General features: G+C 41.0%; 18 protein-coding genes. 5 read left to right on the top strand and 13 right to left on the bottom strand.

Annotated elements, in window-relative coordinates; translation table 11 throughout:
* Positions 1-667: sugar phosphate nucleotidyltransferase (locus Q0R88_RS23995; RefSeq protein ID WP_295720961.1), on the top strand; the 667-nt coding region annotated here is incomplete at its 5' end.
* 189 nt (positions 668-856) lie between these two features.
* On the opposite strand, the gene Q0R88_RS23990 is transcribed toward Q0R88_RS23995, so the two are convergent.
* The 8 genes from Q0R88_RS23990 to Q0R88_RS23955 all read right to left on the bottom strand — a co-directional run bounded on the left by Q0R88_RS23990 (position 857) and on the right by Q0R88_RS23955 (position 9,215).
* Positions 857-2,101 (bottom strand): GTP-binding protein, encoded by a 1,245-nt coding sequence (locus Q0R88_RS23990; protein ID WP_295720960.1) that lies wholly within the window; start codon positions 2,099-2,101, stop codon positions 857-859.
* A 65-nt stretch (positions 2,102-2,166) separates the two neighbouring features.
* Positions 2,167-3,072, bottom strand: coding sequence for a sulfate adenylyltransferase subunit CysD (cysD, locus tag Q0R88_RS23985; protein ID WP_295720959.1), 906 nt, complete (start codon positions 3,070-3,072; stop codon positions 2,167-2,169).
* A 145-nt stretch (positions 3,073-3,217) separates the two neighbouring features.
* Entirely contained in the window at positions 3,218-4,132 is a 915-nt protein-coding gene (gene miaA / locus Q0R88_RS23980; RefSeq protein ID WP_295720958.1) for a tRNA (adenosine(37)-N6)-dimethylallyltransferase MiaA, read from the bottom strand.
* Positions 4,133-4,358: 226 nt separating this feature from the next.
* Positions 4,359-5,006, bottom strand: a complete 648-nt coding sequence (locus Q0R88_RS23975; RefSeq protein WP_295720957.1) for a hypothetical protein — start codon at positions 5,004-5,006, stop codon at positions 4,359-4,361.
* Between the two features lie 45 nt (positions 5,007-5,051).
* Entirely contained in the window at positions 5,052-6,464 is a 1,413-nt protein-coding gene (locus Q0R88_RS23970; RefSeq protein WP_295720956.1) for an HD domain-containing protein, read from the bottom strand.
* A gap of 155 nt (positions 6,465-6,619) precedes the next feature.
* On the bottom strand, positions 6,620-7,186 hold the full coding sequence (locus Q0R88_RS23965) for an L-threonylcarbamoyladenylate synthase (RefSeq protein ID WP_295720955.1): 567 nt from the start codon (positions 7,184-7,186) through the stop codon (positions 6,620-6,622).
* A complete protein-coding gene (locus Q0R88_RS23960) occupies positions 7,179-8,306 on the bottom strand; it encodes a glycosyltransferase family 1 protein (RefSeq protein WP_295720954.1) in 1,128 nt (375 codons plus the stop codon). Before Q0R88_RS23960 ends, Q0R88_RS23965 begins: the two co-directional genes overlap by 8 nt.
* Positions 8,307-8,399: 93 nt before the next feature.
* Positions 8,400-9,215, bottom strand: a complete 816-nt coding sequence (locus Q0R88_RS23955; RefSeq protein WP_295720953.1) for a 2,3,4,5-tetrahydropyridine-2,6-dicarboxylate N-succinyltransferase — start codon at positions 9,213-9,215, stop codon at positions 8,400-8,402.
* A gap of 613 nt (positions 9,216-9,828) precedes the next feature.
* On the opposite strand from Q0R88_RS23955, the gene Q0R88_RS23950 reads away from it, so the two are divergent.
* Positions 9,829-10,242, top strand: a complete 414-nt coding sequence (locus Q0R88_RS23950) for an RNA-binding S4 domain-containing protein (protein WP_295720952.1) — start codon at positions 9,829-9,831, stop codon at positions 10,240-10,242.
* Between the two features lie 184 nt (positions 10,243-10,426).
* Positions 10,427-12,805 carry an ATP-binding protein gene (locus tag Q0R88_RS23945; protein WP_295720951.1) on the top strand — a complete coding sequence of 793 codons (2,379 nt, stop codon included), beginning with the start codon at positions 10,427-10,429 and terminating at the stop codon, positions 12,803-12,805.
* Positions 12,806-12,825: 20 nt separating this feature from the next.
* On the opposite strand, the gene Q0R88_RS23940 is transcribed toward Q0R88_RS23945, so the two are convergent.
* Together Q0R88_RS23940 and Q0R88_RS23935 are read right to left on the bottom strand one after the other, a co-directional pair.
* The gene (locus Q0R88_RS23940) at positions 12,826-13,305 is read right to left on the bottom strand and encodes a nucleoside deaminase (RefSeq protein ID WP_295720950.1); all 480 of its coding nucleotides are present in this window, start codon (positions 13,303-13,305) and stop codon (positions 12,826-12,828) included.
* A 122-nt stretch (positions 13,306-13,427) separates the two neighbouring features.
* On the bottom strand, positions 13,428-14,024 hold the full coding sequence (locus tag Q0R88_RS23935; RefSeq protein WP_295720949.1) for an OmpH family outer membrane protein: 597 nt from the start codon (positions 14,022-14,024) through the stop codon (positions 13,428-13,430).
* Between the two features lie 323 nt (positions 14,025-14,347).
* On the opposite strand from Q0R88_RS23935, the gene gyrB reads away from it, so the two are divergent.
* Positions 14,348-16,306 carry a DNA topoisomerase (ATP-hydrolyzing) subunit B gene (gene gyrB, locus Q0R88_RS23930; RefSeq protein WP_295720948.1) on the top strand — a complete coding sequence of 653 codons (1,959 nt, stop codon included), beginning with the start codon at positions 14,348-14,350 and terminating at the stop codon, positions 16,304-16,306.
* A 53-nt stretch (positions 16,307-16,359) separates the two neighbouring features.
* On the opposite strand, the gene Q0R88_RS23925 is transcribed toward gyrB, so the two are convergent.
* Positions 16,360-16,842: a retropepsin-like aspartic protease gene (locus Q0R88_RS23925; RefSeq protein ID WP_295720947.1), complete on the bottom strand. Its 483-nt coding sequence runs from the start codon at positions 16,840-16,842 to the stop codon at positions 16,360-16,362.
* A 264-nt stretch (positions 16,843-17,106) separates the two neighbouring features.
* Here Q0R88_RS23925 and Q0R88_RS23920 point away from each other — a divergent pair, with 264 nt between their 5' ends.
* Positions 17,107-17,781: a class I SAM-dependent methyltransferase gene (locus Q0R88_RS23920; protein WP_295720946.1), complete on the top strand. Its 675-nt coding sequence runs from the start codon at positions 17,107-17,109 to the stop codon at positions 17,779-17,781.
* Positions 17,782-17,837: 56 nt separating this feature from the next.
* Here Q0R88_RS23920 and Q0R88_RS23915 read toward each other — a convergent pair whose 3' ends face one another.
* The gene (locus Q0R88_RS23915; protein WP_295720945.1) at positions 17,838-20,117 is read right to left on the bottom strand and encodes a BamA/TamA family outer membrane protein; all 2,280 of its coding nucleotides are present in this window, start codon (positions 20,115-20,117) and stop codon (positions 17,838-17,840) included.
* A gap of 4 nt (positions 20,118-20,121) precedes the next feature.
* Complete coding sequence (locus tag Q0R88_RS23910; protein ID WP_295720944.1) at positions 20,122-25,281, bottom strand: translocation/assembly module TamB domain-containing protein; 5,160 nt, start codon at positions 25,279-25,281, stop codon at positions 20,122-20,124.
* Positions 25,282-25,397 lie beyond the last annotated feature (116 nt).

Below are 25,397 nucleotides of genomic sequence, written 5' to 3'. Positions count from 1 at the left end.
TTGCCTGGTAACCCTGGGCATCAAGCCTACCAGGCCGGATACCGGTTATGGATATATTCAGTATACCGAAAATACCATTAGCGAAGATTTTCATAAGGTTAAAACCTTTACCGAGAAACCTACGCTGGAGATAGCCAAAACCTTTATCCAAAGCGGCGACTTTTTGTGGAACGCGGGCATCTTTGTATGGTCGGCAAAAGCCATCGTAAAAGCATTTGATACGTATTTACCCGAGATGCACGAGATATTTACCTCTGCCAAACCTTACTATAATACGGATAAAGAAAAAACGCATATAGACAAAGCTTACCAGCATTGCACCAATATTTCGATAGATTACGGGGTGATGGAGAAAGCCGGCAACGTATACGTACTGCCATCGGAATTTGGCTGGAGCGACCTGGGCACCTGGGCATCTATTTATGACCTGGCCGAAAAGGATTACGTGGGCAATGCCGTTATCCCGTCAGATAAGGTGATCATGTATGATTCATCCAACTGCATGGTCAACGTACCCGGCGAAAAGCTGGTAATCCTTCGGGGCCTGCATGACTTTATCGTGGTGGAATCAAATAACACCCTGCTTATTTGCCCGAGAGACCAGGAGCAAAGCGTTAAACAGGTTGTAGCCGATGTGAAGAGTAAGTTTGGAACAAAGTACATTTAGGTAAGTGAATGGTTGATTGAGTGAGTGGTTTATTGAATTGATCAACCACTTGCTTTAACTTACATAAAAGACAGGCCCGCTACCATTAAACGAGGCTTGTATTTATACAAAAAAGACCGGTTCTTTTCGAATCGGTCTTTTTTAGTACTTATGCAAATCAAAACGCTCCCCATTTAGGGGGCTGGGGGGCTACACCAATATGGTTCCCGCGGCAACCGTTTCATTAGTCGCTTCATCAACCAATATCAATGATCCTGTGATGCGGTTTTTGCGATACTCATCAAAAACAAGAGGCTGAGTGGTACGCAGGCGTACACGGGCCATTTCGTTCATTTTGATATCGCCGGCATTTTCCAGCTTTTCCATTGTGTTGATATCTAATTTGTAATATACCTCTTTTATAATGGCCATTACTTCGCGCGTGGTGTTTTTAAGGTGATATTTAGCACCGGGGCGTGGGCCACGGGTGCCCATCCAGCATAGCATAACCTCAATATCCTGGCTTACATGTGGCTCACTATCGTGCTTTATTATCATATCGCCACGGCTTACATCAATATCATCCTCAAGGGTGATAGATACCGACATAGGGGCAAAGGCTTCTTCAACAGGGCCTGAAAACGTATCAATAGATTTAATAGCCGACGTTAAACCCGAAGGCAGAACAGTTATTTTGTCGCCGGGTTTAAAAATGCCACCGGCTATGCGGCCGGCATATCCCCTGTAATCATGATACTCATCTGCATGCGGGCGGATCACGGTTTGCACAGGGAAACGTGCATCGGAATGGTTTTCATCGCTGCCAATGTGAATGGTTTCCAGCGTGTGCAACAAGCTTTCGCCTTTGTACCAAGGCATATTTACAGAATCATTTACCACATTATCACCATCAAGCGCGCTGATAGGTACAAAACGAATATCTGTAACATCTATTTTGGCAGCAAAAGCTTCGTATTGTTCAACAACTTTGTTGTATGCATCTTCCGAGTAATCAACCAGGTCCATTTTATTAATGCAGACGATGATATGAGGAGTTTTTAATAACGAAGCGATAAAGGAGTGCCTGCAGGTTTGTTCAACCACGCCTTTGCGGGCATCTATCAGCACCAGCGCTAAATTGGCGGTTGATGCACCGGTAACCATATTACGGGTGTATTGAATGTGCCCTGGAGTATCGGCTATGATAAATTTACGTTTTGGTGTAGCAAAGTAACGGTAGGCTACATCAATAGTAATGCCTTGTTCCCTTTCAGATCGCAGACCATCGGTGAGCAATGAAAGATCGATATGCTGTAATCCTTTTCTTTCGCTCGATTGTTTTACGGCTTCCATCTGGTCCTCAAAAATGGATTTGGAGTCGTAAAGTAATCGTCCTATGAGTGTGCTCTTTCCGTCATCTACGCTGCCGGCTGTTGTAAAACGTAATAGTTCCATAATTCAATGTGTGGTTCCTGTAGGTATCCCACGTTATATTTAAGCTAAAAAGCTAATTGACTAATTTAAAAATAACCCTGTTTTTTTCTGTCTTCCATAGAGGTATCTGAGCGCTTATCATCGCTGCGGTTACCACGCTCGGTACTGCGGGTGGCTGATACTTCGGCTACAATTTTTTCCAGGGTATCCGCGTCAGATTCAATACCGCCGGTAATGGTAATATCACCTAACGTACGGAAACGCATTAGTTTATTCTCCACAGATTCGCCCTCACGCAGTGACAAAAATTCCGAAGCTGGTAACCAGGTGCCATCGCGGTAAACAGCATTACGGTTATGTGCGAAGTATAAGGAAGGGATATCTATATTCTCCTGCAGTATGTAGTTCCAGATATCCATTTCGGTCCAATTACTTATCGGAAACACCCTGAAATGCTCGCCCATACGTTTGCGGCCATTAAAGATGTTCCACAATTCGGGACGCTGATTTTTAGGATCCCACTGGCCAAACTCATCACGGTGCGAAAAGAAACGTTCTTTTGAACGGGCTTTTTCTTCATCGCGACGGGCGCCACCAATAGCAGCATCAATTTTATGATGTTCGATGGTATCTAATAAGGATACTATCTGCAACTCATTTCTGCTTGCATTAATACCACTTTCTTCAACCGCACGGCCTTTATTGATAGCTTCCTGTACCGAGCCGACGATTAGCTGCACTCCAAGTTTTTCAACCAGTTTATCCCGAAACTCCATGGTCTCCGGGAAATTATGCCCGGTATCTATGTGGATAAGGGGCATAGGTATTTTGGCCGGCCAGAAGGCTTTTTGGGCCAGGTGGGTAACCACGATAGAGTCTTTACCGCCCGAGAACAGTATAGCAGGACGATCAAACTGGGCAACCACTTCCCTTATTACGTAAATGGCTTCTGATTCTAATTCCTGCAGATGAGTAAGATAATATTTGTGCATGCTAATTTAAAACTCCGCTAAATCCACCTAAATAGTAGTGTTTAGCAATCAAACTGCAATATTAGCAATTTTATGCTAATGTTGCGGTGATTAAATGGATTTTAAGTTTAATACATTGATGGAAACTGAATATTGATTCTCAGTATCATGCATTAATTTGAGTTATCATTTGAGCAATAACATCCGGGTTGCCGGCATCAAACCAAATAAATGACGTATCTTTTCTAAACCAGGTGAGCTGTCTTTTGGCAAAACGCCGGGTATTTTGCTGAATCATTTCAATAGCTTTTTGAAGGGTAAGCTTGCCATCAAAATAATCAAAGATCTCGGAATATCCTACGGTGTTTAATGCGTTTAAATCACGATAAGGCATCAAGGCGGTTACTTCTGCCAATAAACCCTGCTGCATCATGATGTTTACACGATCATTAATGCGTTGGTACAGTATTTCGCGCGGGAGATTTAAAGCCAGTTTTATAATATTGAATGGGCGCTTATTAACTGTGGATTGCCTGTAAAAGGATATGGGTTTGCCCGAGCTTTCAAAAACTTCCAATGCCCTTATGATTCGTTGTGGATTACTTAGGTCAACCTCGGCGTAATAAACGGGATCAACAGCTTTTAATTTTTCCTGCAAGTGGGTTAACCCTTTTTCCTCCAGTTCCTGGTTCAGCTTTTCCCTTGTGTTTGGATCGGCAGTTGGCAGATCGTCAAAGCCCTCGCAAATTGCTTTGATATAAAGCCCCGAGCCACCTGCCAAAATAACATGGTCATGTATTTTAAAAAGTTCGTCAAGCAAAGCAAGGCCCTGTTTTTCAAAGTCGCCAACAGAGAAAGGCTCATTTATGGAATGTGAATCAATAAAATAATGCTTAACCTGGGCCAGTTCTGCTGCATTGGGTTTTGCGGTACCAATACTCATCTCCCTAAAAAACTGCCTCGAATCGGCCGATACTACAACAGTATTATAATGCTTTGCCAATTCAATAGCGGCAGCTGTTTTACCCACAGCTGTAGGGCCAGCAACTACTATGAGGTTTTTAGGAGTGGGTTGAGGCATGAGGATATTATTCAGTGAAATAAAAATTCATTACTTGTAATAAAGCATTTGCAAAAAAAAATTGTCATCCTGAACGTAGTGAAGGATCTATTCGCAGACTTTACAGGGCGAATAACAGATTCTTCACTACGTTCAGGATGACATAGCTTTAACGCGTCGTTGCGCTTTCAGTATTCACTGGATTTTTAACTCGCAATGACAGGTATAAGTATCTTTATAACTTATATTAATAATCATCACCACCGCGGTGTGGTTTATCGTCATCCTCGAAGCCTTCATCATCAGAGAATTCATTGCCGAATTCATCATCTTCTTCCTCTTCGGCCTTTTCTTCGGGTAGGTCTGTTTCAACATCTGTAACTTCAGAGAAGTCTTCTGCATCTTCGGGATTGAATGCCATCTCGTTTAAAAAGTCGAAATCTTCATCAGGCGCAGCTGTAGCCGTAGGGGTGAATACATTGCCAAACTGTTTTGGTGCTTCACCAACAGATTTAATTACAGCCGGATATGTGGTGCCCGGTGTATCATTAAGAATGATCTTCATCAGTTCTACGTGAAAATCAAACGGGCGATCAAAATTGAACGTGTAATAAAATTTCTGGTGCGGATCGTCAATAAAGCTTAATAGTTTTACATTGCTCATCAGCGATATGCCACGATCTTTTCTTTTTTGATTAGGCAAATAGGTTATTTCTTCACCTTTGGTCCATTGATCATTGCTGATATAAAACGATGAAGAAAATTCGGGATTATAACCGGTTGACTGGTGTATTGCGCGGTGTAAATCTTCGAAAGTTTGATTCGATTTCACATCAATCTCTCTCATCACGTCATCATAATCTTCGAAAGTAACCCTGAACCTGTATAGTGCCATTGTTTTAGTAAATTTTTAAAATGGGGACAAAAATAGTGTTTTAATTTAATTTGAACTTGCCACAACTTTTAAGCCAATTTCTAAGCCTTTGGCAATTGTGTAATTAATGGCAGCCTCACGTTCGTTAGGAATCTCGCCTTCTAAAATGGCTTCGCGGATCTGGTTTTTGATAATTCCTACTTCACGGCCTTCTTTTATACCAAAAAGCTGCATAATATCTACCCCGGTAACCGGTGGCTGCCAGTTTCTTATGCTATCGCGCTCCTCAACATCTTTTAATTTTTGTTGAACAAGCTCAAAATTGTTACGATATTTTTTTACCTTATATTCATTTTTTGTGGTGATGTCTGCTTTACACAACAACATTAGTCCTTCAATGTCATCACCGGCTTCAAAAAGTAATCTGCGTACAGCTGAGTCTGTTACGATGGATTGTGATAATACAATAGGACGCAAATGCAGCTGAACGAGTTTTTGCACCTGTTTCATTTTTTCGTTTAGCGGCAGTTTTAACTGTGCAAATATTTTAGGCACCATGCGCGCTCCCCGATCTTCATGCCCATGGAATGTCCATCCGTGACCGGGTTCAAAGCGCTTGGTTGCGGGTTTGGCAATGTCATGCAAAATGGCAGCCCAGCGTAACCAAAGGTCGGTAGTGGTGGTGCAAATGTTATCTAGTACCTGCAGCGTATGGTAAAAATTATCTTTATGACCTTTGCCGTCAATATAATCAACTCCGTAAAGAGCGGTCATCTGCGGAAAGATTTTATGCAGCAAGCCTGTATCAAACAAATAGTTAAAACCGATTGATGGAACAGGCGAGAGGATGATTTTATTCAACTCGTCGGTTACACGTTCCTGTGATATGATGCTGATCCGATCGACGTTGTTTTTAATAGCCGCCACAGCAATATCATCAATCCTGAAATTAAGCTGTGAAGCAAACCTGATAGCCCGCATCATGCGCAGGGGATCGTCAGAAAAAGTCTCAGCAGGATTAAGGGGCGTCCTGATCAGTTTATGTTCCAGGTCGGCTAAGCCGTTGAAGGGATCAAGAAGCTCGCCAAATGTTTCTGGATTGAGAGAGAGGGCCAGCGCGTTAATAGTAAAATCACGGCGTTTTTGGTCGTCTTCCAGGGTTCCGTTCTCTACAATGGGCTTGCGGGAATCCCGGCGATATGATTCTTTACGCGCACCAACAAATTCAATTTCCAGGTCCTTGTATTTGAGTGATGCGGTACCAAAGTTTTTATAAATGGCAACCTTTACTTTGAGTTTGGCGCCCACTGCCTCGGCAAATTCAATACCATTGCCAATAATTACAATGTCAATATCTTTTGAAGGTCGGCTTAAGAAAATATCGCGTACAAAGCCACCAATGGCATACACCTGTACATGATGTTGTGCAGCAAGTTTGGATATAACAGAAAATACAGAATGCTGCAGATGTTGTTTCATAGAAACTCTAAATTCTAAGTTCTAAATTCTAAATTTTAGGCTTTGAAGCAAAGTGCAAAGGTAAGGTTAAATTCCAAACTCCAATTTCTAAATCCTAAATCTATAATCTGAACTCCCGAAACAAGACTTTCTGCCGTTATTTTCAAACTTTAAGTCTACCTTCTGATAAACTCAAAACGACCATCGGGAGCAAGCTTCATAATGGTTGACGGGGTTTTGATTTCCTTACTATGCTGATCTATGTCAACCACATAATCAACCCCATCTATAATCTCCTGGTCAATTTGTGAAAAGTATTGGGGCGAGGGTTTGCCGCTGATATTGGCCGATGTAGATACCAAGGGTTTGCGCAAGCGCTGTATAAGCTGCTGGCAAAACTGGTGACTTGTAACCCGTATAGCTATACTGCCATCAGCAGCTATTATTGAAGGTGAAACATTTTTAGCACCCGGCATTACCAGGGTTAAAGGGTTTTCGGCATATTCAATTAAGTCATAAGCCAAAGGGTTTACTTCCTGCACATAGCTTTCCAGTTTGTTTTCGGTATCAATCAGGATCACCATGCTTTTAGCCTCATCGCGCTGTTTAAGGCGAAATATCTTTTTTATAGCTTCGGCATTGGTGGCATCGCAGCCTATTCCCCATATCGTATCTGTAGGGTACAGTATAATACCGCCTTCTTGTAGTACTTTAAAAGCGTTGGCAACTTCATCTCTAAGCATGGTTCAATGTGTTTTGGTATAGCTGCTGCAATTGCAGGGCCAGTATATCATCATAAAAATTAGCAGCGTATTCAAGTCCTTTGATTATCATAGCTTGCCTTAATTTATCATCAGCAAAAATAAGGTTTACTTTTTCTGCCAGTGCCGTTGCATCATCCGGGTGGATGTAAATACTATCTGGTCCCCCCGCTTCTTCAAGGCATGAGCCTGTTGCTGCTATAACAGGCGTTCCTGAATTTAGGGCCTCCAATATAGGAATACCAAAGCCTTCATATCGGGAAGGATAAATAAATATCGACGCCAATTGATAAATAGCCGGCAGTTCATCAAAGGTAACATCTTTTAAAAAGATAACCCTGTTGGTTAAATTGTTGGCAGCTAAATACGCGTTAACCTGCTCCGTGTATTTTGTTGTTTTACCAATTACCACTAAAGGGATATCGTTTTGAATATTTTTTAACGCTTTTGCAATTAATAGTAAGTTCTTTCTTTCCTCTATAGTACCCACGCTAAGCAGGAATTTAGCGGGCAGGCTATATTTTGATTGTACTGCGGCTTTTTGTTCTGGAGTTTGTGCAATACCAAAAGCCAGATCACATCCCTGGTAAATTACTTCAATTTTATCTGCCTCGATATTTAATAACTCCATCAAATCGCTTTTTGTTTTTTTACTTATAGCGATGATTTTGTTGGCAACCTTGCAGGCGTGTTTTATTTTGGCCAGGTAAATTTGGCAATTAAACCATCCAAACTGTTTTGGAAAACGGATGAAGATGAGATCATGAATTGTAACAACAGAGGGGATGCCACTTTGCCCGATACCAGAAGGTAGTTCATGGCTAAGGCCATGATATAATTCAATACCATCGCGCTTCAAATCGTTCACAATACCTTTGCTACGCCATAAGGAGGTGAAGAATTTACTCTTAGGGGTTATTGTGTAAACGTTGCTATGATCGCCCAAAAAACTAAGTCGGCTGTTTGGTTTGTTTTTGGGTGTATATAAAAAATAGGAGTTCTCGGGATGAAAGCAAGCCATAGCCTTAACAAGCCAACGACTGTAGTTGCCCAAGCCCGTATTATTAAAAAAAGCCCGCTTGGCATCGTATCCTATTTTCATATGTTAAGATATAAGATATTGGATGGGAGATATAAGATTGATTAACTATAAAAATATAGTCTCAAATCTCGTATCTCCCATCTCAAATCTAACTTAAACCGCTACGTTATTTTCACGCAGCGCATCGTTCAGCGATGTTTTTTTATCGGTTGATTCCTTGCGGGTACCAATAATCAAAGCACATGGAACCTGGTATTCGCCGGCGGCAAATTTTTTGGTATATGATCCCGGTATAACTACAGAGCGTGCCGGTACGCGGCCTTTATACTCAATTGGTGTTGAGTGTGTAACATCAATAATTTTTGTTGATGCGGTTAAAACCACATTTGCGCCTAATACGGCTTCGTGTTCAACGTGTACGCCTTCTACAACAATAGCCCTTGAACCAATAAAGCAATTATCTTCAATAATAACAGGGGCAGCCTGCAATGGCTCAAGTACACCGCCGATGCCAACACCACCGCTTAAATGCACATGTTTGCCAATTTGCGCGCATGAACCTACAGTAGCCCAGGTATCAACCATAGTGCCTTCATCAACATAAGCGCCTATGTTTACATATGATGGCATCATGATAACACCTTTAGCAAGGTAAGCGCCATAACGTGCAATACCATGAGGTACTACGCGAACGCCGTTTGCTTTATAGTCGGTTTTTAGTTTCATTTTATCATGAAAAACAAAAGGGCCAACCTTTATTTCTTCCATACTGCGGGTAGGGAAATATAGTATCACAGCTTTTTTTATCCACTCGTTTACATGCCAGCGTGTTCCAATCAGTTCGGCTACGCGGATTTGGCCTTTGTCTAAACGTTCAATAACCGCTTCAATGGCATTGGTATAGTCATTATAATTTAGCAGATTCCTGTCTTCCCAGGCGTCTTCAATAAGTTTTTTAAGATCTTGCATTGGCGAAATTAACTTTTGGCAAATTAAAGGAATTTTAGGGAGAATTGATTGAATTTAGGTGAATGTGTTTTAGTAAAAGCCCGGCAATTTGGTGTTCGTTAGTTTTCTCTGTAACGGCAATCTAAATATGTTATAATTGATTACGGTTACAAACGTGCTGAATTATTATAATAACGATAACTTCTTTTAATCTGATTGTATTGGTTTTTAGTAATATAGGTTATATAATATAAAAAAATATCTTATAATTGTTTTACAGATCATTTAAATTATCACAACCTAATCCCCTCTTTGATTATGAATTCTATGGCCATTTTCTGCATTGTTTTACTGGCGATATCATCCCTGCTGATTTTTGGGATTATATTTTTCAGCATTTTGAAATACATTAAAAAGCGCTATTATCCTACCTGGAAATTTCCAGACTATGTTAGTGTTGGATATGCAGAATACCTTTACCACAAATTTATAAAAAAAGACCTTCAGGACTGGTTAAACCAGCAACGCTAATTTTTAGGATATTGATTAGTTTTGTGCCGTGCTGATTGCGGTTATAACTTATTATAACGTAAGCAGGATTAAACAGAGCTAATGGCTAAGAATTAATTAAACAATGCCCGAAAAAGAAAAATTAAGAATAGATAAGTACCTATGGGCTATAAGGCTTTTTAAAACCCGTACCCTGGCCTCCGATGCCTGTAAGGCCGGGCGTGTAAAACTGGATAGCAAGAATATTAAAGCATCCTACGAAGTGAAAATTGGCGATACTTACCAGGTATCAAAAGGTCCGGATCGTAAAATAATCAGAGTAACTGGTCTGCTCGAAAGTAGGGTAGATGCTAAAAAAGCTGTTGACTACTACATGGATATTACCCCTGTTGAGCAAACCCCGGCATTTAAATCCATGTTCCAGGCCCCTATCCTTAAACGCGATCGTGGTACAGGCCGCCCAACTAAATTAGACAGAAGGGAAATTGATGACCTGAAGGATAATTTTTTTGAGGGTAAAGAGGACGAAGAGGATTAACCTTATTTAATGTTAAAATAGGAAATAGGCAGCAGGGCAGGTATCTCTGCTTAATCTTAAGCGCCTGCCTGCAATTAAATGCCCGGCTGTTGCATGGGTGTTTTTTTAAATCTCTTATATTTATCAACTGAAAATATTTGAGGTACTAATCCACTCCGGCCATTTACAATTGTTTTAATGAGTAATGAAAATTAAAAAGCATTTTTTTATAGTACTGCTTTTATTAAACATTTGTATCGGCTTTGGCTGCGCATTGCCTGTTGATAGGCGGCCTGTTGCATTAAATGCGCAGATAGATCTTCGGCAACAATCTTTAAACAGCGAAATTCCGTTAAATGGCAATTGGGCCTTTTTTTGGCAGCAATTAATTCCCCCGCAAAAAATCAATATTAACAGAGGCATATTGGTGGATTTTCCATTTACCTGGGTGGGATATAAGCTAAAAGGTAAAGTCTTGCCCGCTTTTGGTTATGCAACCTATCATCTTACCGTGCTATTGCCTAAAACCAACAAGCCACTAAGCCTTGCCATGCCCGATGTTTACTCGGCGTACCGTTTGTATATAAATAATAGGCTGGCTGCTGTAAATGGAGAAGTGAGCACAAGTGAGCATGGTTTTATCCCCCATTGGGAGTTTCATGCAGTTGAATTACCAGCCCATACTGATACTATTAAAATTACCTTACAGATATCCAATTTTGCGCACAGTAAAGGAGGGATAAGTAAACAAATATTTATTGGGTATAAAGATACCGTTGAACTAAAACGGCTGCGCATTACAAGCATTGACATGGTGCTTACAGGTTGCCTGCTCATGGGCGGTTTTTTCTTTCTCGGTCTGTATCTTTTTGGAAGCAGGGACAAAGCAATTATGCTTTTTTCGTTATACTGCATCATTTATAGTTATCGGATCATAGGCACTGATAATTATGAACTAAATACACTTTTGCCCAACATCAGCTGGTACGTAACCACCCGATTAGAGTATATAAGTTTATTTGCGGGCATAGGCATATTTGGCTTATATACTTTAGCCTTATATCCCGCAAATGTTAACAAGCGCATTGTTAATAGCATTATTGTAGTATGTTTCTCTTTTGCGGCCGCTTCACTCTTTCTGCCTCCCATATATTTTACCAAATTGGTAAATCCTTTTTTAATGGTGACGCTTTTTTGCCTGGTGTATGTGCCTTATGTGTACCTGGATGCCTGGCGTAATAAACAGCCCGGCTCGTTGTATGCATTGATAAGTACCGTTGCCCTCATGTCGGTTTTTGCCATTTCATTGTTTCATTACTGGGGAATGATACCGCCTTTGCAGTTGTTGAGTTTCTGCGGATATGTTAGCTTTTTCTTTTTACAATCGCTGGTATTATCGCACCGGGTTTCTTTTGTATTGAAAAAGGCGCATGAACAGGCAGAGCAGGGGCTTATAGCAAAAAGTGAATTTTTGAGTACAATGAGCCACGAAATTCGTACGCCGCTTAATGCTGTTATAGGGATGAGCCATTTATTGTTGAAAAACACTCCCCGTAAAGACCAGGAAGAGCATTTAAATGTGATGCTTTTTTCTGCAAATAATTTACTGTCAATTGTAAACGATGTACTTGATTATAATAAAATTGACGCCGGTAAAGTATCCTTTGAGCATATTGAGATGGATGTGGCTGCTATAGCCAGGAATGTAGTTACCGGCTTGCAGTTTGCCGCCCAGGATAAGGGAATATACCTTAAATTACATATAGATGAAGCGTTAAAATACAAGCTTTTGGGCGACCCAACAAGGCTTACACAGGTGTTAACTAACCTGGTACACAATGCCATAAAATTTACATCAAATGGTGGTGTGCTGGTAGGTGTTGATGTTATTGAGGAAACCCCTGTTAGTATAATGCTGAGAATGGAAGTGAAAGACACAGGGATTGGTATTCCCAAAGCCAAACAGAAACTGATATTTGAAAGATTTACGCAGGCAGATTCATCGGTATCCAGGAGTTTTGGAGGTACCGGTTTGGGACTGGCCATCACTAAACGGATTCTTGAACTTCAAAACTCATCACTTAGATTGGTAAGTGATGAAGGGGAGGGCGCTATATTTTATTTTGAACAAACGTTTGAAAAAAGCACTAATACGCTTAATGAGGTAAGCGCCGATGTTCGTCCGCAAGAAGCTGATAATCTGCTTAGTGGCATAGCCATTTTGCTGGTTGATGATAATCCTATTAATTTATTGGTTGCTCAAACCTACTTAAAGCGTTGGGGGGCAATTATTGATGTTGCTGCGAACGGGCAGGAAGCATTGGATACGCTTGATGCAGGCCGGCATAAGCTGATACTAATGGATTTACATATGCCGGTAATGGATGGTTATGAAGCCACCAGTAAAATGCGTGCCATTGGCATTACCATACCTATTATAGCCTTCACGGCCCATCTTCCAACGGAGATAGAAGAGGAGATAAGGCAAACCGGGTTTAATGATGTGATGGTGAAACCCTTTTTACCCGATGAATTGTACCGCAAGGTATTGCATTACGTATTTAAATACCAGCATGGCAATTAAATTGTTAGCCTTTGTTAAGGTTAGTAAATGTTTTTATTTTCGGCAATTTCCCAAAGTTTAAAAGCTGGAAGGGCCTCATCACGCAATAGCTGTACAAAGGGAATCTTACGCTTAGCCATAGGGCTTTCCAGCTCATCATAAATGGCATGGTCATCAAAGCCAATGGTGGCTGCATCTGCTTTGGTATTGGCATAGTAAACTTTATCAATACGCGCCCAGTAAATAGCGCCCAGGCACATAGGGCAGGGTTCGCAGCTGGTATAAATTTCGCAGCCCGACAAGTTATAGGTACCAAGCTCCTGGCAAGCCAGGCGAATCACCGAAATTTCGGCATGTGCAGTGGGGTCATTGGTAGGCACTACACGGTTAGCGCTACGGGCCAGGATCATGCCATCTTTTACAATAACGGCACCAAAGGGGCCCCCCATACCTTGATTTACATTGTATTCTGATAGCTCGATAGCTATCCGCATAAATTTTTCGTGCGCCTTGTTTTCCATATGGTACTAAATTAAAAAACCTCAACCGAAGTTGAGGTTTTTTTCTGTCTGAATCAGAATTTTAAAATTAGCAAAATTTCAATCTGTATATCCGCACATTTGAAATCTGCACATCTGCAATATTATTTTTTCTCTTTAGTGTAAGCTTCGTTCAGTTTTTTTACTACATCGCTGGTAACATCTAATGATGGATCGCCATATAGTACAACCGGGCTTGCTTTCGAAAATAGTAACACTAATTTATAGCCTTTTTCTTTGGCATAAGCCTTGGTGAAATCAGCAATCTTATCGTATTGTTTAGAGTTTTCTGTTGCCTGTACATTCTGGAATTCAGCAGTGGCATTTTGCTGGTAGCCTTGTAATTCCTGTTGCTTGCGTTGTAAACGTTGCTCAGTTGCCTGGCGCTGATCTGCTGGTAAAGTAGCTGCACTTTTTTGGTAATCAGCAACTTCACGCTGAAAAGCCTGGCCTTTTGCCTGCAAATCGCTTTGTGAAGCTTTTCCTTTTTCTTCCAGGCGTTTGTTCATATCCTTGGTATACTCATATTTACTTAATAAAGTATCAGAGTTGATATAAACGATGGTTTCTTTACTGTCGCCTACAGCAGAAGTGGCAGCAGCCGGTTTATCGGCAGTTTTATTTTGATTACAGGCGGCTATGCTCCCTGCAATTAATATTCCGAATGTAAATTTTGTTAAAATTGAAGCCGTTGTTTTCATTATGCTCAGTAAAATATTAAAAAAGTTTGACAAAGATAATCTTTCATTGCAAGTATCCTAATTTGATGTGCAGATTTCCGGATGTGCAGATTACAGATTTCAGATGTGCAGATGAAGCGCGCCGATGTGTAGATTATTTTCCTGAATCTATTTGATTAAGAATTTAAAAAACCCGAATGATTTCGTTTCCAACGATAAAAAAGCATCTGCACATCTGAAATCTGTAATCGGCACATCTTACTTATCCCCTCGCTTTTTATCCACAATTATTCGTTAATGCCAGCTAATTTTCGTACTTTTGAAGGTTGTTGTACTAAATAAATATGAGCGAAGAAAATCAGGACAAATCCAATTATTCAGCAGATAATATACAGGTATTAGAAGGTTTAGAGGCGGTACGTAAGCGTCCGTCCATGTACATTGGTGATACAGGCGTTAAAGGTTTGCACCATTTAGTATATGAGGTAGTTGATAACTCTATTGACGAAGCTCTTGCCGGCCACTGCGACACAATTAAGGTTTTTATATTAAAAGATAACTCGATAAGAGTTGAAGATAATGGTCGTGGTATTCCAACCGCGATGCACACTAAGGAACAAAAATCGGCTTTAGAGGTAGTAATGACCGTACTGCACGCCGGTGGTAAATTTGATAAGGATACTTATAAGGTATCGGGCGGTTTACATGGTGTAGGTGTTAGTTGCGTTAACGCATTATCTATCCACCTTACAGCATTGGTTTACCGTGAAGGTAAAATTTGGACGCAGGAGTACTCAGAAGGAAAGCCTTTGTTTGATGTTAAAACTATCGGCGAAACAGATAAAAGAGGTACAACGATCATCTTTAAACCGGATGCTACCATTTTTAGTCTTACCACCGAATACAAATATGATACACTTGCCGGTCGTTTACGCGAGCTTTCATTTTTAAATAAAGGTATCCGCTTAACGTTAACCGACGAGCGGATACCTAATGAAGATGGCTCTTTCCCAACAGAAGAGTTTTACTCACAGGGTGGTTTACGTGAGTTTGTTAAATTTTTGGATGGTACACGTACATCTATCATCCCGGAACCTATATATCTTGATGGTATTAAAAATGGTATCCCGGTAGAGCTTTCCTTTCAGTATAATGATACTTACTCCGAGAATGTTTTCTCGTACGTTAATAACATCAATACTATTGAAGGTGGTACACACGTTGCAGGTTTTCGTCGTGGTTTAACCCGTACTTTAAAGGCTTATGCTGATAAATCGGGCTTGTTGAAAAACTTGAAAATGGAAATTACCGGTGATGACTTCCGTGAGGGGTTAACCGCTGTAATTTCGGTAAAAGTTCAGGAGCCTCAGTTTGAAGGGCAAACTAAAACCAAGTTGGGTAACAACGAGGTTATGGGGGCTGTAGATATGGCAGTAGGTGAAATTTTAGGTAATTTCCTGGAAGAGAATCCGAAAGAAGCCAGGCTGATTGTTAATAAGGTAATACTTGCTGCAACTGCCCGCGCTGCTGCCCGTAAGGCACGCGAATTGGTTCAACGTAAAAGTGTAATGACAGGATCTGGCTTACCGGGTAAATTATCCGATTGTGCCAATAACGATCCATCACTTTGCGAGCTATACCTGGTAGAGGGTGACTCGGCGGGTGGTACCGCCAAACAGGGCCGCGACCGCGAATACCAGGCTATTTTACCTTTACGTGGTAAAATCCTGAACGTAGAGAAGGCCATGGAGCACAAAATTTACGAAAACGAGGAGATAAAGAACATGTTCACTGGTCTGGGCGTAAGCCGGGGTACACCAGAGGATGATAAGGCGCTTAATATCACCAAACTGCGTTACCATAAAATCATCATCATGACGGATGCTGACGTGGATGGATCGCACATTACAACGTTGATCTTGACGTTCTTCTTCCGTTATATGAAGGAATTGGTAGAAGCCGGCTATGTATACATTGCTTCGCCGCCACTATACCAGGTTAAAAAAGGTAAAGAGTTTGAATACTGCTGGAACGATGTTCAGCGTGATGCTGCCGTGCAGCGCTTAAAAGGTGCCGGTAAAGAAGATAGTGTTCACATACAACGTTACAAAGGTTTGGGCGAGATGAATGATATCCAACTTTGGGATACCACCATGAACCCCGCCACCCGTACGCTAAAACGTGCTACTATTGAAAACGCTGCCGAGTGCGATCATACCTTCAGTATGCTAATGGGGGATGAAGTTGCCCCTCGCCGCGAGTTTATTGAGCGTAATGCTAAATACGCTAAGATAGATACATAGGAGGCCCCCCCGCCCCCCTGAAGGGGGAGTTAATGGGTAGTCTTTACAAATATTCAGCCTCGCTTTTTAAGCGGGGCTTTTTTTGTGCTTTGAATTTTTCTTTTGGCGCGGGGCTTTTTTAGTTTAATAACCTGCTTGCCATAATCTATCACCGCTTTATATTTCATCAATATATCACCGCCCAAAACACCCAATACCTGTGGATGCCCCATCTGGCTATAGGCTATATTGATGGTGGATAAATCTAATACCGCAACTTCAAAGTCATCAACTAACAAACTGCCGATGTTCATGCCACTGATGAGAGCGGTAAATGATTGCATGGTATTGGTGCCAAGCCCTGTTGATAAACGGTCGCTTTCTAATATAGACGTGGCCTCACTGGCTTCGGCCAGCATAGTTTGGTCAAAGGCGGTTTTTGAGGCGCCGGTGTCCAATACCATAATAAAGGCCTTACCAAAAAGGATCACTTCGACCAAGGGGTGAAAGCCGTCGTCATGAAGGTCGATAATCTGGAGGGGGATAGATATGGTCATCTGATAATGATAGTAATTTTATTAAATAATTCGGAAATTGATAGCGCAATAATTAAAATTTATTCAACAGAATAGAAAATTAGTAGCTCAATAATTAAAGCTAATAACTAAAAGTGTAAAAATTATACAATAAATGTAAAGTATATTGAGCAAGCTTGCACATATGCTATATCTATTATATATCTATATTTATTTTTTTAGATCAGATGCTTCTTTATTAGCCTTCAAATTCACGTATAAATCTGTTTACCTAAGATAAATATTATGAAAAGCGAAATTATTAAAGATATTGTAGTTTGGGATATTGTAAACTGGTCAAATGCAATAAAATACTGGGGTGATCATGCTCAGGTTATGAATAAAAATTATGAGTGTTTGGAGTTAGGTTCAAGTAAAGGGGGACTATCTTTATGGCTTGCATTAATTGGTAACAATGTGTTATGTACAGACCTTAACGGCCCTGAAGAAGACGCCTATCGTTTACATGAAAAATATAAATGTACTTCCAGAATTACCTATGCCTCAATGGATGCCACCAATATACCGTATGAAAATCATTTTGATGTGATCATATTTAAGTCTATAGTAGGAGGCATCAGTAGCGGTAATCAGCAAAACAAAGCAAAAACGCTGAATGAGATCCACAAAGCCCTTAAACCGGGCGGAAAATTGCTATTTGCTGAAAATTTAGAAGCTACTGCTTTTCATAAAATATTGAGGAAAAATTTCGGCACCAAAGGATGGAACTATTTAAGAATGAATGAAATAAAGCATGTGTTTGCGCCATTCAAAAAAATAAAGTATTCAACAATTGGCTTTTTTGGGTGCTTAGGCAGAAATGAATGGCAGCAAAACTTTTTAGGAAAGATAGATAATATGTTGAGCTCGTTTATTCCACACAAGAGTAAGTATATATTAATAGGCGTAGCTGAGAAATAATTCCATCGCTGAGCTATTGGTTTTAACAATTTACTAATTCGGCAAATAAAAACCATTTAAAATGGATAACCTATAGCGAGGTTAAATACGCTTCGGCTGAAATTCAGGTCCCAGCGTTGTTGCCCCGAATATACGTAGGGCACCCTAAGTGGTACACCAAGATCGGTACGTAGTACTAAAACCGAAAGGTCAAATCGTAAGCCAAACCCAGCATCTACAGCTATATCATTCATAAAGTTTTTGCCAAAGGCTGCGCCTGCCCGCCCGCCTGAATGCAGTAGCCATATATTACCTGCATCAACAAATAATGCACCACGTACAATGCTGAATAGCTTGGGGCGATATTCCAGGTTGGCTTCTATCTTTATATCGCCGGATTCATCGGGTAAAAAATCACCGGCGCTAACTGTTTTAATTGGATTGTATGAACCCGGGCCAATGGACCGTGCCTGGAAACCACGCAAACTGTTTGGTCCGCCTATAAAAAACTGCTGGCTGTATGGAAGCTGTGTCGAGTTGCCATAAGGCAAACCCACACCAACAATTAAACGACTCGCAAAAGTGCTGTTTGGACTGGTTTTATGGAAAAACCTTATTTCGTTTTCCAGTTTTACATACTGGTTAAAAACGGCGCCAAAAAGCTTACGTACTTTGCCCGCCGTGGTATCGGCACCCGTAATTAAACCATATACATTATTTGATAAGCTAACCTTACCATTATAATAAAATGTATTGGTGCGGTAGTCGTCTGTAGTGTTGGTAAAAGTATAGCCATAGCTCGGCCCAAGGGTAAACTGCTTATCAATAACGTGTTGCAGGGCCGGGTTTCGGGGTTTGCCCGGGTGGTTTTTATTGCTTATGCTATCCAAATAAAGCTGCGATACACTTTGGGGATTTAAAAAAGTCAAATTCAATATATTCAACTCGTGGCTGCGGTGAGCATTTTCTTTCCACTGGTAACCAAAGGATGCGTTGAACGAATTTAGCGTATATAGCTTTTGACGGTTAACCAACGTATATCCCAAAGTTAAGTTGGTATGGGGGATATAGGCATTATCGGCTTTTGGATATATAGGGCTGATAAACCTCGGCCATGATAGCGTGGTTGTAATACCGGCCTGGTAAACGTTATAGCCGTTATTGTTACCACCAAGCTGCACATCTGTACTACCAAACAGGGTTACCGTTAAAGCCTCGGCACCTTTAAAGGCGTTTCGGTGTTTCCAGTTGAGGTTTACCTGCGTACCAGTATAATTGGCAGATGTTGTACGACCAAGTATTTCCAGCTGTAATGATTTTCTTTGGTAGGGCGTTAAAAAGTAATAGATATCCAGTTTTGGCGAATCTGGCGTTACATCTTCAAATCTGTTTTTTACAAATTTGTAGGGACCCAGGTTAACAAACCTGTTTAGCGAGTTATTATGTGCGGTGCGGTTATATGCATCATTGGGATGCAGTAAAACAGTATTGGCAAAAGCAAAGCTGCTGATGGTTTTTCTTCGCTCAACCATGTTGTACCAACGGTATGGTACAGCTTTATCAAGCATCAGTGAAGTATCCCTCAATGAATAACTGGGGTATACATAAATATTCCTGATGGTATAAATTTCCCTGGCTCTTTCTGATATCGAATTTTTAACTGCTACAAAAATGTCAACCTGGTGCCCTGCAACAGTACTATCTACCCGCATGATCAGGTCTTCGGGTGCAAAAAAGTAAAAGCCTTCTTCCTTTAACCTGGCATCAATACGTATGCGTTCGTTTTTTATAATATCAAGATTATAGTTTTCACCAGGCTTTAACAAGGTTTTAGCAAATGTGGCTGCTATAGCAGTATCAATATTTTCGTTACCCTGCGGAAAGGTCACTTTCCTGATCTTATAAGCTGGTCCTGCCTGGGCGGTATAAATGGCCTTAGCTGTTTTGCCCTTACTTACGGTATCGCCCGTAACCTGCGCCTGGAAATAACTTACATTCTGTAACCTGTTTTGCAATATGCTGCTGTTCTTTTCAAGGTTTACAGCGCTCACCAACACAGGTGGCTCACCAAATTTGGTGTTTAGCCAATGGGCCAGGCCTTTTGTTTTTTTGGTTTTTGTAATGTTGTAGATATACAATTTTACCCGCAAACCTAATATTGATCCATTAGGATAGGGTCTTAATAATGCTCCCAGCTCATCGCTCAGTGCGTTGGCATCGCTTTTTTTAATATCCTTATCTGTAATTTTTACCTTGCCACCGGTATACAGTTTTTGCCCCGGCGCCAGGTAGCGGGTATTACTGCAGGCATTTAGCAAAACAGTCAGTATCAATATATATCTTAAATGCTTAATCATTGGCTTAGCTTGTAGGTGTGTTTAATGCTTTTTGTTGAGCCGCTTTATCCGCCTCTTCTTTAGCTTTGTCCTTTTCTTTTTGTTCCTGCCTGTATTTGCGGCGCATTTCTTTTTCTTCTTCGGTGCGTTTGCGGAAGATCTCTTTAAAACGGTTATAGTCAACAGTAAGGGTAAAGCCTAAGCCCGTTTCAACTACCTGGCCCTGTATCACAATAAATTCATCCCGGCGGTAGGCGCGCAGGGTGTACCGGCCATCTTTACTCAGTTTGTAACCTACAGATACATCACCCGCTATGTTTGTGGCCTTTTGTCCCTGCTGGTTACCTTCCAGGTTAAAGTTATTACCAACACTTACGGTAAGCCTGTCATTCAGGAAGCGTTTGGATAAACCTATGTTAAGATCTGTTCTGTTGGTTGCCGTGCCCGATGAGTAATCTTCGCCGGATGTTAAGCCGAAATTAAGGTCGACCCCTTCAATGAGGTTGCCTGCCAGTTTATTCAACTGGTCTGACAATAAGCTACTCACGCTGCTGCGGATAGCGCCTTCAACACCGCCGCTGCCGCCCTGGCTTTGCAGTGGGTTATCGCCAATAAAATGGCCTAATACCAATACCCCAAGCACTTGCTTATTCAGTTCGTTAGGATCCTGCCGTACCTGACCAAGGCGTGTATTTACCAAATTTACCACATCGGTTGATACCGTATAGGAGCTATCAGGAAGTACAATATCAAAGCTGATATCTGGCGTAAGCAGCTGATTTTTTAAGTTAAGGTTAACGTTAAATGGCAGCTTCTGCTTATACATGGTGGAGTTATCTGTACCCGACAACTGGTTTTCAACGAGGTCGATTGGCGGCACGTTGGCCACGTAAGTAGCGGTCAGGTCAATATTAGCACTGGTGGGATCACCTGTCCAAACAATGGTACTCCCTTTTTTAAAGTTGAATTTACGTTTTACAGTGGCATAAGCCAGGTTATAGGAACCAGAGTTAACTACATAGGTACCGGTTAGGTTTGTTTTTCCGCTTGGGTCTATACCACCATTTAAGTTGGCTTCGCCTTTCAGGTGAACCACATCCCCGTTTCGCTCATCAACTACAATGGTAAAGGCGGCATCTTTATCAATAATTATATTTGCCGATACATCAAGCCCGGTAATATCTGATTTTTTGAGCGAGTCCAACTGCCGGGCCAACAATATAGAATCCATTTTGGGCGCGTTTTGATCTATAAATTCAACTACTCCTTTCCTGTCTTCAATACCCGGATCTGAAGTTGGCAGTACAAAGGTCATATCGGTTTTCGGGTTTACAGTAAGGTTGGCATCCACAACAGGTTTAGCCATGTTACCACGGATTTTGATGCGGCTATCTATATAAAGCTTACCATAAAACAATTTGTTGTCGGCCTGAGTAGAGTTTACGGCTCTGAAATTATTACTGTTGATATCAAGCCCGAAAGCAAAATCAGAATATGTTTTGGTGTAAACGCTGCCGCTGATAATAGCCTTGTTCCCGGTTGAATCAACCAAAGTAAAATCATTAAAACGGATGCCCTCATCATTAAAGGTAATACTCTCCTTAGGCATACTGAAGTAGGAGTTAAGCATAGTTACGTTGAAGCCTACCTTGTTAAAGTTTACATCGCCCCTTATAGATGGTGCAGTGGTTGTGCCCGTTATTTTTAGCTGCCCGGTAATATTACCTGATGCATTACGCAAACTGCCAAAGCTAAAACCTTCGATGCTTTTCATGCTTAGGCTAACAATATTCAGGTTCATATCAAACCGGCTTTCGGGGGTTGTATAATACACGCCATTCAAGTCAACCTGGTTGCCTTTGCCGGTAATGCTCACATTTGCAGCATAGGCATTATCGGTTTGGTTATTTACTTTTAAAGCGATGTTGCCCAGGGTATCGCCCTTGAAATTAAAATCGTTCACGTTAATTGCAGCTGTAAATGTGGGCGAAGCCTGGAGATTACCTACTACTGCATCACCATTAATAGTGCCGCCAACCTGCAAACTGTCCTGTTTGGCTATTTTTGCAAGTGCTTCTATTTTAAAGTTGTTGAATTTAATATTAAGCGGACTGTTGAATTCCTGTGTAGTACTGTTAACACTTAGCACCTGGTTATTATTGGTGATGGTAAAGTTATGCGCAAGGATTCCTTTTGGCCCATATTGGAAAAAATTGTCGCCACTAACTGCCCATGGCAAATAATCAAGCAACAAGCCATCCTGGTTAAAACTAAACTGGTATTCGTTTGGCAATAAGCTAAATGTACCAGCTACCCGATATCGTTCCTTCTTTTTAGCATCGCGTACCTGTAGGCTTATTCCCAGTTTGTTGTTTTGGGCGCTGCCCGATATGCTGGTATAAAGCAGATCAACAGATGTGCCAATCTTTACCTCATCAACTGATAAGTTATAATTAAGCGCATTGTTGCCCGTGTTGATATTTAGCGTTGCCCGATTAATGGTATTGGTGCCGTACACAACTTTTGGTATTGAACCATTAACTATTAACTCGCCGGTTGAACTGTTGAAACTGCCCTTAAGTAATACAGGATCCAGCTGTTTTAAATCCGGGGCAAATTGGGTGAGTAAAGGTGTTTTAACTAAATGTGCATCAAACACGAATTGCTGCGGTGAGTATTTGGTTTTAACAGCAGGTGCTGTTTTAACCGTCTTTCCATTTTTAGTTTTTACAGCAACCTGTTGCCCGCCGGCAATGGCAGTGTTAAAATATTTATTGATCACATCCTGTACTGCATCGCCAATTTGGGTAAGCTTGTACTTGCCGGCAACATGGGCATTCATAATGGAGGTTTTTAAACGCAGCGTGCTGCTATCGGCATTGGCTGTTGAGATCAGGCTTACCGTATCCAGTTTAATGCGCTGGCCCTTGTTTACCACTAAAAGATCAGTTGCTTCAATATTGGCATTCAGGTAATCAGGGTCGGCAGTGGGTACGTTGGCTACTATCTTACCATGAAAACGCATATCGTCCTTTACGAAATTGAGTTTTTGCAGATTAATGCTATCCACCGTTAAAGTACCGGTTACTGACGGATATTTTTTATTTAAATTGGCTTTGGCATCAAGACCGAAATTGATGTTTGGATCCTTCATTCGTGCAACTACCGTATAAGCCCCATTACTCGAACTGCCTTTTAAAGCAAGGTTTTGATAGGTATAGCCTTTAACATAAGCCTTAACCAAATTACCGTTGAATGAAATACTTGCCTTTTTAGGATCAAGACCTGTGCCTTTCAAATTAGCGGTCATGGTTATTTTGCCAACCATTTGTGGCTGTTTAGTTAAAGCGCCAACATTAAGTTCATTTACTTTTACGCTTGCGGTATAGGCTGCACTGGCTTTGTTAGTGCCGTTTTTCATGGCGGCTACCAAATCAATAGCGCCATAGCTGGAGCGCAGGCCCATTTTGGTATTAAAGTTGGCCATGCTGCCCTTGAAGTTACCCTTGAGGTTAAGCTTTTCGGGAATGCTCACATTTGCAGGTATGCTGCCCGCCGGAGCAAGTTTGTCAATATCGGTTCGGCTGGTATTAAAATCGTTTATAGTGACATCGAAGTATGATTTATTTATATCGGGCAGTCCTTTTAATTTAGCAGATGCTTTAATATGGGTGCTGCTCAATCCGGTTATCTCCAGGTTAGGAATCTCCAGATTGTTTACCTGCCCTTTTACTTTACCATTTATTTTGAATACTGTGTTTGGGGATGATTTAAAGGGCTCCATAGTAGCCATGGTTGGCATTAACAGCAATACGTCCTTCAACCCTAAACGACTGCCATCCAGATCGGCATTGATGCCCAGCGAACCAATGTTTTTGGTAATAGCTGCTATCGACGGATACCTTACCTGTACCGATTTTTGCAGGGTGGTTTGTGGTGTTACCAATAGCAGATCATTCATATAAGCATTGGTAGGCCCATAAAAAAATGCGGTGTGGAATTTGTTGATTTTCAACCCGCTTTTTTCATTGAACGAGAAGGAGTTGATCTTGCCCGAAATAGTATCCGGATTGTAGGAAATATCCCCAGCCTCGGCATTCAGGTTCCTGATATCCATGTGCCCAAAATCAATCCCTTTGGCTATTGCTTTTTGGGCATCATTATCAAACTTAATGTTGTCATTACTAAAGCTGATTTTTCCCATTGTTACTGCCCAGCGCGATGATTGCGGTGCTGCCACCAACGTGTCGAGCTTCTTGGCTACCTTAACAATGGCTTTGGTAACGGTTTGTGGCTTAGCTAAACCTATAGCTGCTTTTGTATCATTTAGTTCGATGTTTTTAATCGCAACCTTTTGGTGTTTCAGGTCTATTTTATCCATCTCAACTAAAAACTTATTCAGATCAACGTTAGCGGTCATTTCGCTGCTGCGGTAATCAACTTTTATTTTCGATAGATCAATTTCTCCTAAATTTAAATCGAGATTCATTGGTTGCACGGCGGTATCAACCTTGGCAGCCTGGGCAATTGATGATCCGGTTGGGGTTTGAATAATACGCGCGTTAACACCAGATAAGGTAATTTTGGGTATGGTAAATTTCATTTTATCCATATCAAAATCTTTTATCCGGGTATCAAAATGGCCCAACAAAAATTTTACGTCGTTTCCGGTTGTGAGATCCTTGTATTTAATATTGATCCTATTGAGGTTGATCTTATCGACAGAGAACTTCATAGTGGAAGTGGTGTCGGTAGGCTTCACCTCTTTTTTTTGCTCACCGGCAAAGGCTTTCATAATATAGTCGAAGTTGAAAACGCTATCGGCCCCGCGGCTTACGTTGGCGGTAATGCCCTGCAGGTTAATTTCGTTTATCTCTACCTTGTTGTGCAATAGCTTAAAAAGGCTGATATCAACCTTCAATTTATCGCCCGCGATAAGGGTGTCTTTCTTCTGATCCTCGAAGTATACATCTTCCAAAACCAATAGTTTAGGTAAGCCAAGGCTTATATGACCAATTTTAACCTTAGTATGGATTTTTCCCTGTAAAAAAGTTACTGCTTTATCCTTTGCGAAGTTTTGCACGGCAGGAACTTGTATTAAAATTACTACAAGGATAACCAGTAAAACTACACTCACCAGTATCCACAGTATCGTTTTGAGGGTTATGCGTAGGATTTTTTTCAATTGTATTATTTTTTCAAAGGTGAAGATCTATTTGCTTAATGTAATCAAATAGTATGCTAAAACATTGACCTGGTTTAAATTTCATTCAAAAATGGAACTTCAAAAAGGAAATTTAG

Source organism: Mucilaginibacter sp. (assembly GCF_025362475.1).
GTDB lineage: Bacteria > Bacteroidota > Bacteroidia > Sphingobacteriales > Sphingobacteriaceae > Mucilaginibacter.
The sequence above is the reverse complement of the archived record's forward strand: the minus strand, read 5'-3'. Positions and strand labels throughout refer to the sequence as shown.

What these genes read in the sequence shown, in the direction of transcription:
- Q0R88_RS23925 (WP_295720947.1), bottom strand. Translation starts at nt 16,842, where the DNA reads ATGACCATATCTATCCCCCTCCAGATTATCGACCTTCATGACGACGGC.
- Q0R88_RS23915 (WP_295720945.1), bottom strand. Translation starts at nt 20,117, where the DNA reads ATGATTAAGCATTTAAGATATATATTGATACTGACTGTTTTGCTAAAT.
- cysD (WP_295720959.1), bottom strand. Translation starts at nt 3,072, where the DNA reads ATGCACAAATATTATCTTACTCATCTGCAGGAATTAGAATCAGAAGCC.
- Q0R88_RS23920 (WP_295720946.1), top strand. Translation starts at nt 17,107, where the DNA reads ATGAAAAGCGAAATTATTAAAGATATTGTAGTTTGGGATATTGTAAAC.
- Q0R88_RS23965 (WP_295720955.1), bottom strand. Translation starts at nt 7,186, where the DNA reads ATGCTTAGAGATGAAGTTGCCAACGCTTTTAAAGTACTACAAGAAGGC.
- Q0R88_RS23940 (WP_295720950.1), bottom strand. Translation starts at nt 13,305, where the DNA reads ATGGAAAACAAGGCGCACGAAAAATTTATGCGGATAGCTATCGAGCTA.
- miaA (WP_295720958.1), bottom strand. Translation starts at nt 4,132, where the DNA reads ATGCCTCAACCCACTCCTAAAAACCTCATAGTAGTTGCTGGCCCTACA.
- Q0R88_RS23935 (WP_295720949.1), bottom strand. Translation starts at nt 14,024, where the DNA reads ATGAAAACAACGGCTTCAATTTTAACAAAATTTACATTCGGAATATTA.
- Q0R88_RS23955 (WP_295720953.1), bottom strand. Translation starts at nt 9,215, where the DNA reads ATGCAAGATCTTAAAAAACTTATTGAAGACGCCTGGGAAGACAGGAAT.
- Q0R88_RS23950 (WP_295720952.1), top strand. Translation starts at nt 9,829, where the DNA reads ATGCCCGAAAAAGAAAAATTAAGAATAGATAAGTACCTATGGGCTATA.
- gyrB (WP_295720948.1), top strand. Translation starts at nt 14,348, where the DNA reads ATGAGCGAAGAAAATCAGGACAAATCCAATTATTCAGCAGATAATATA.
- Q0R88_RS23960 (WP_295720954.1), bottom strand. Translation starts at nt 8,306, where the DNA reads ATGAAAATAGGATACGATGCCAAGCGGGCTTTTTTTAATAATACGGGC.
- Q0R88_RS23990 (WP_295720960.1), bottom strand. Translation starts at nt 2,101, where the DNA reads ATGGAACTATTACGTTTTACAACAGCCGGCAGCGTAGATGACGGAAAG.
- Q0R88_RS23970 (WP_295720956.1), bottom strand. Translation starts at nt 6,464, where the DNA reads ATGAAACAACATCTGCAGCATTCTGTATTTTCTGTTATATCCAAACTT.
- Q0R88_RS23975 (WP_295720957.1), bottom strand. Translation starts at nt 5,006, where the DNA reads ATGGCACTATACAGGTTCAGGGTTACTTTCGAAGATTATGATGACGTG.
- Q0R88_RS23945 (WP_295720951.1), top strand. Translation starts at nt 10,427, where the DNA reads ATGAAAATTAAAAAGCATTTTTTTATAGTACTGCTTTTATTAAACATT.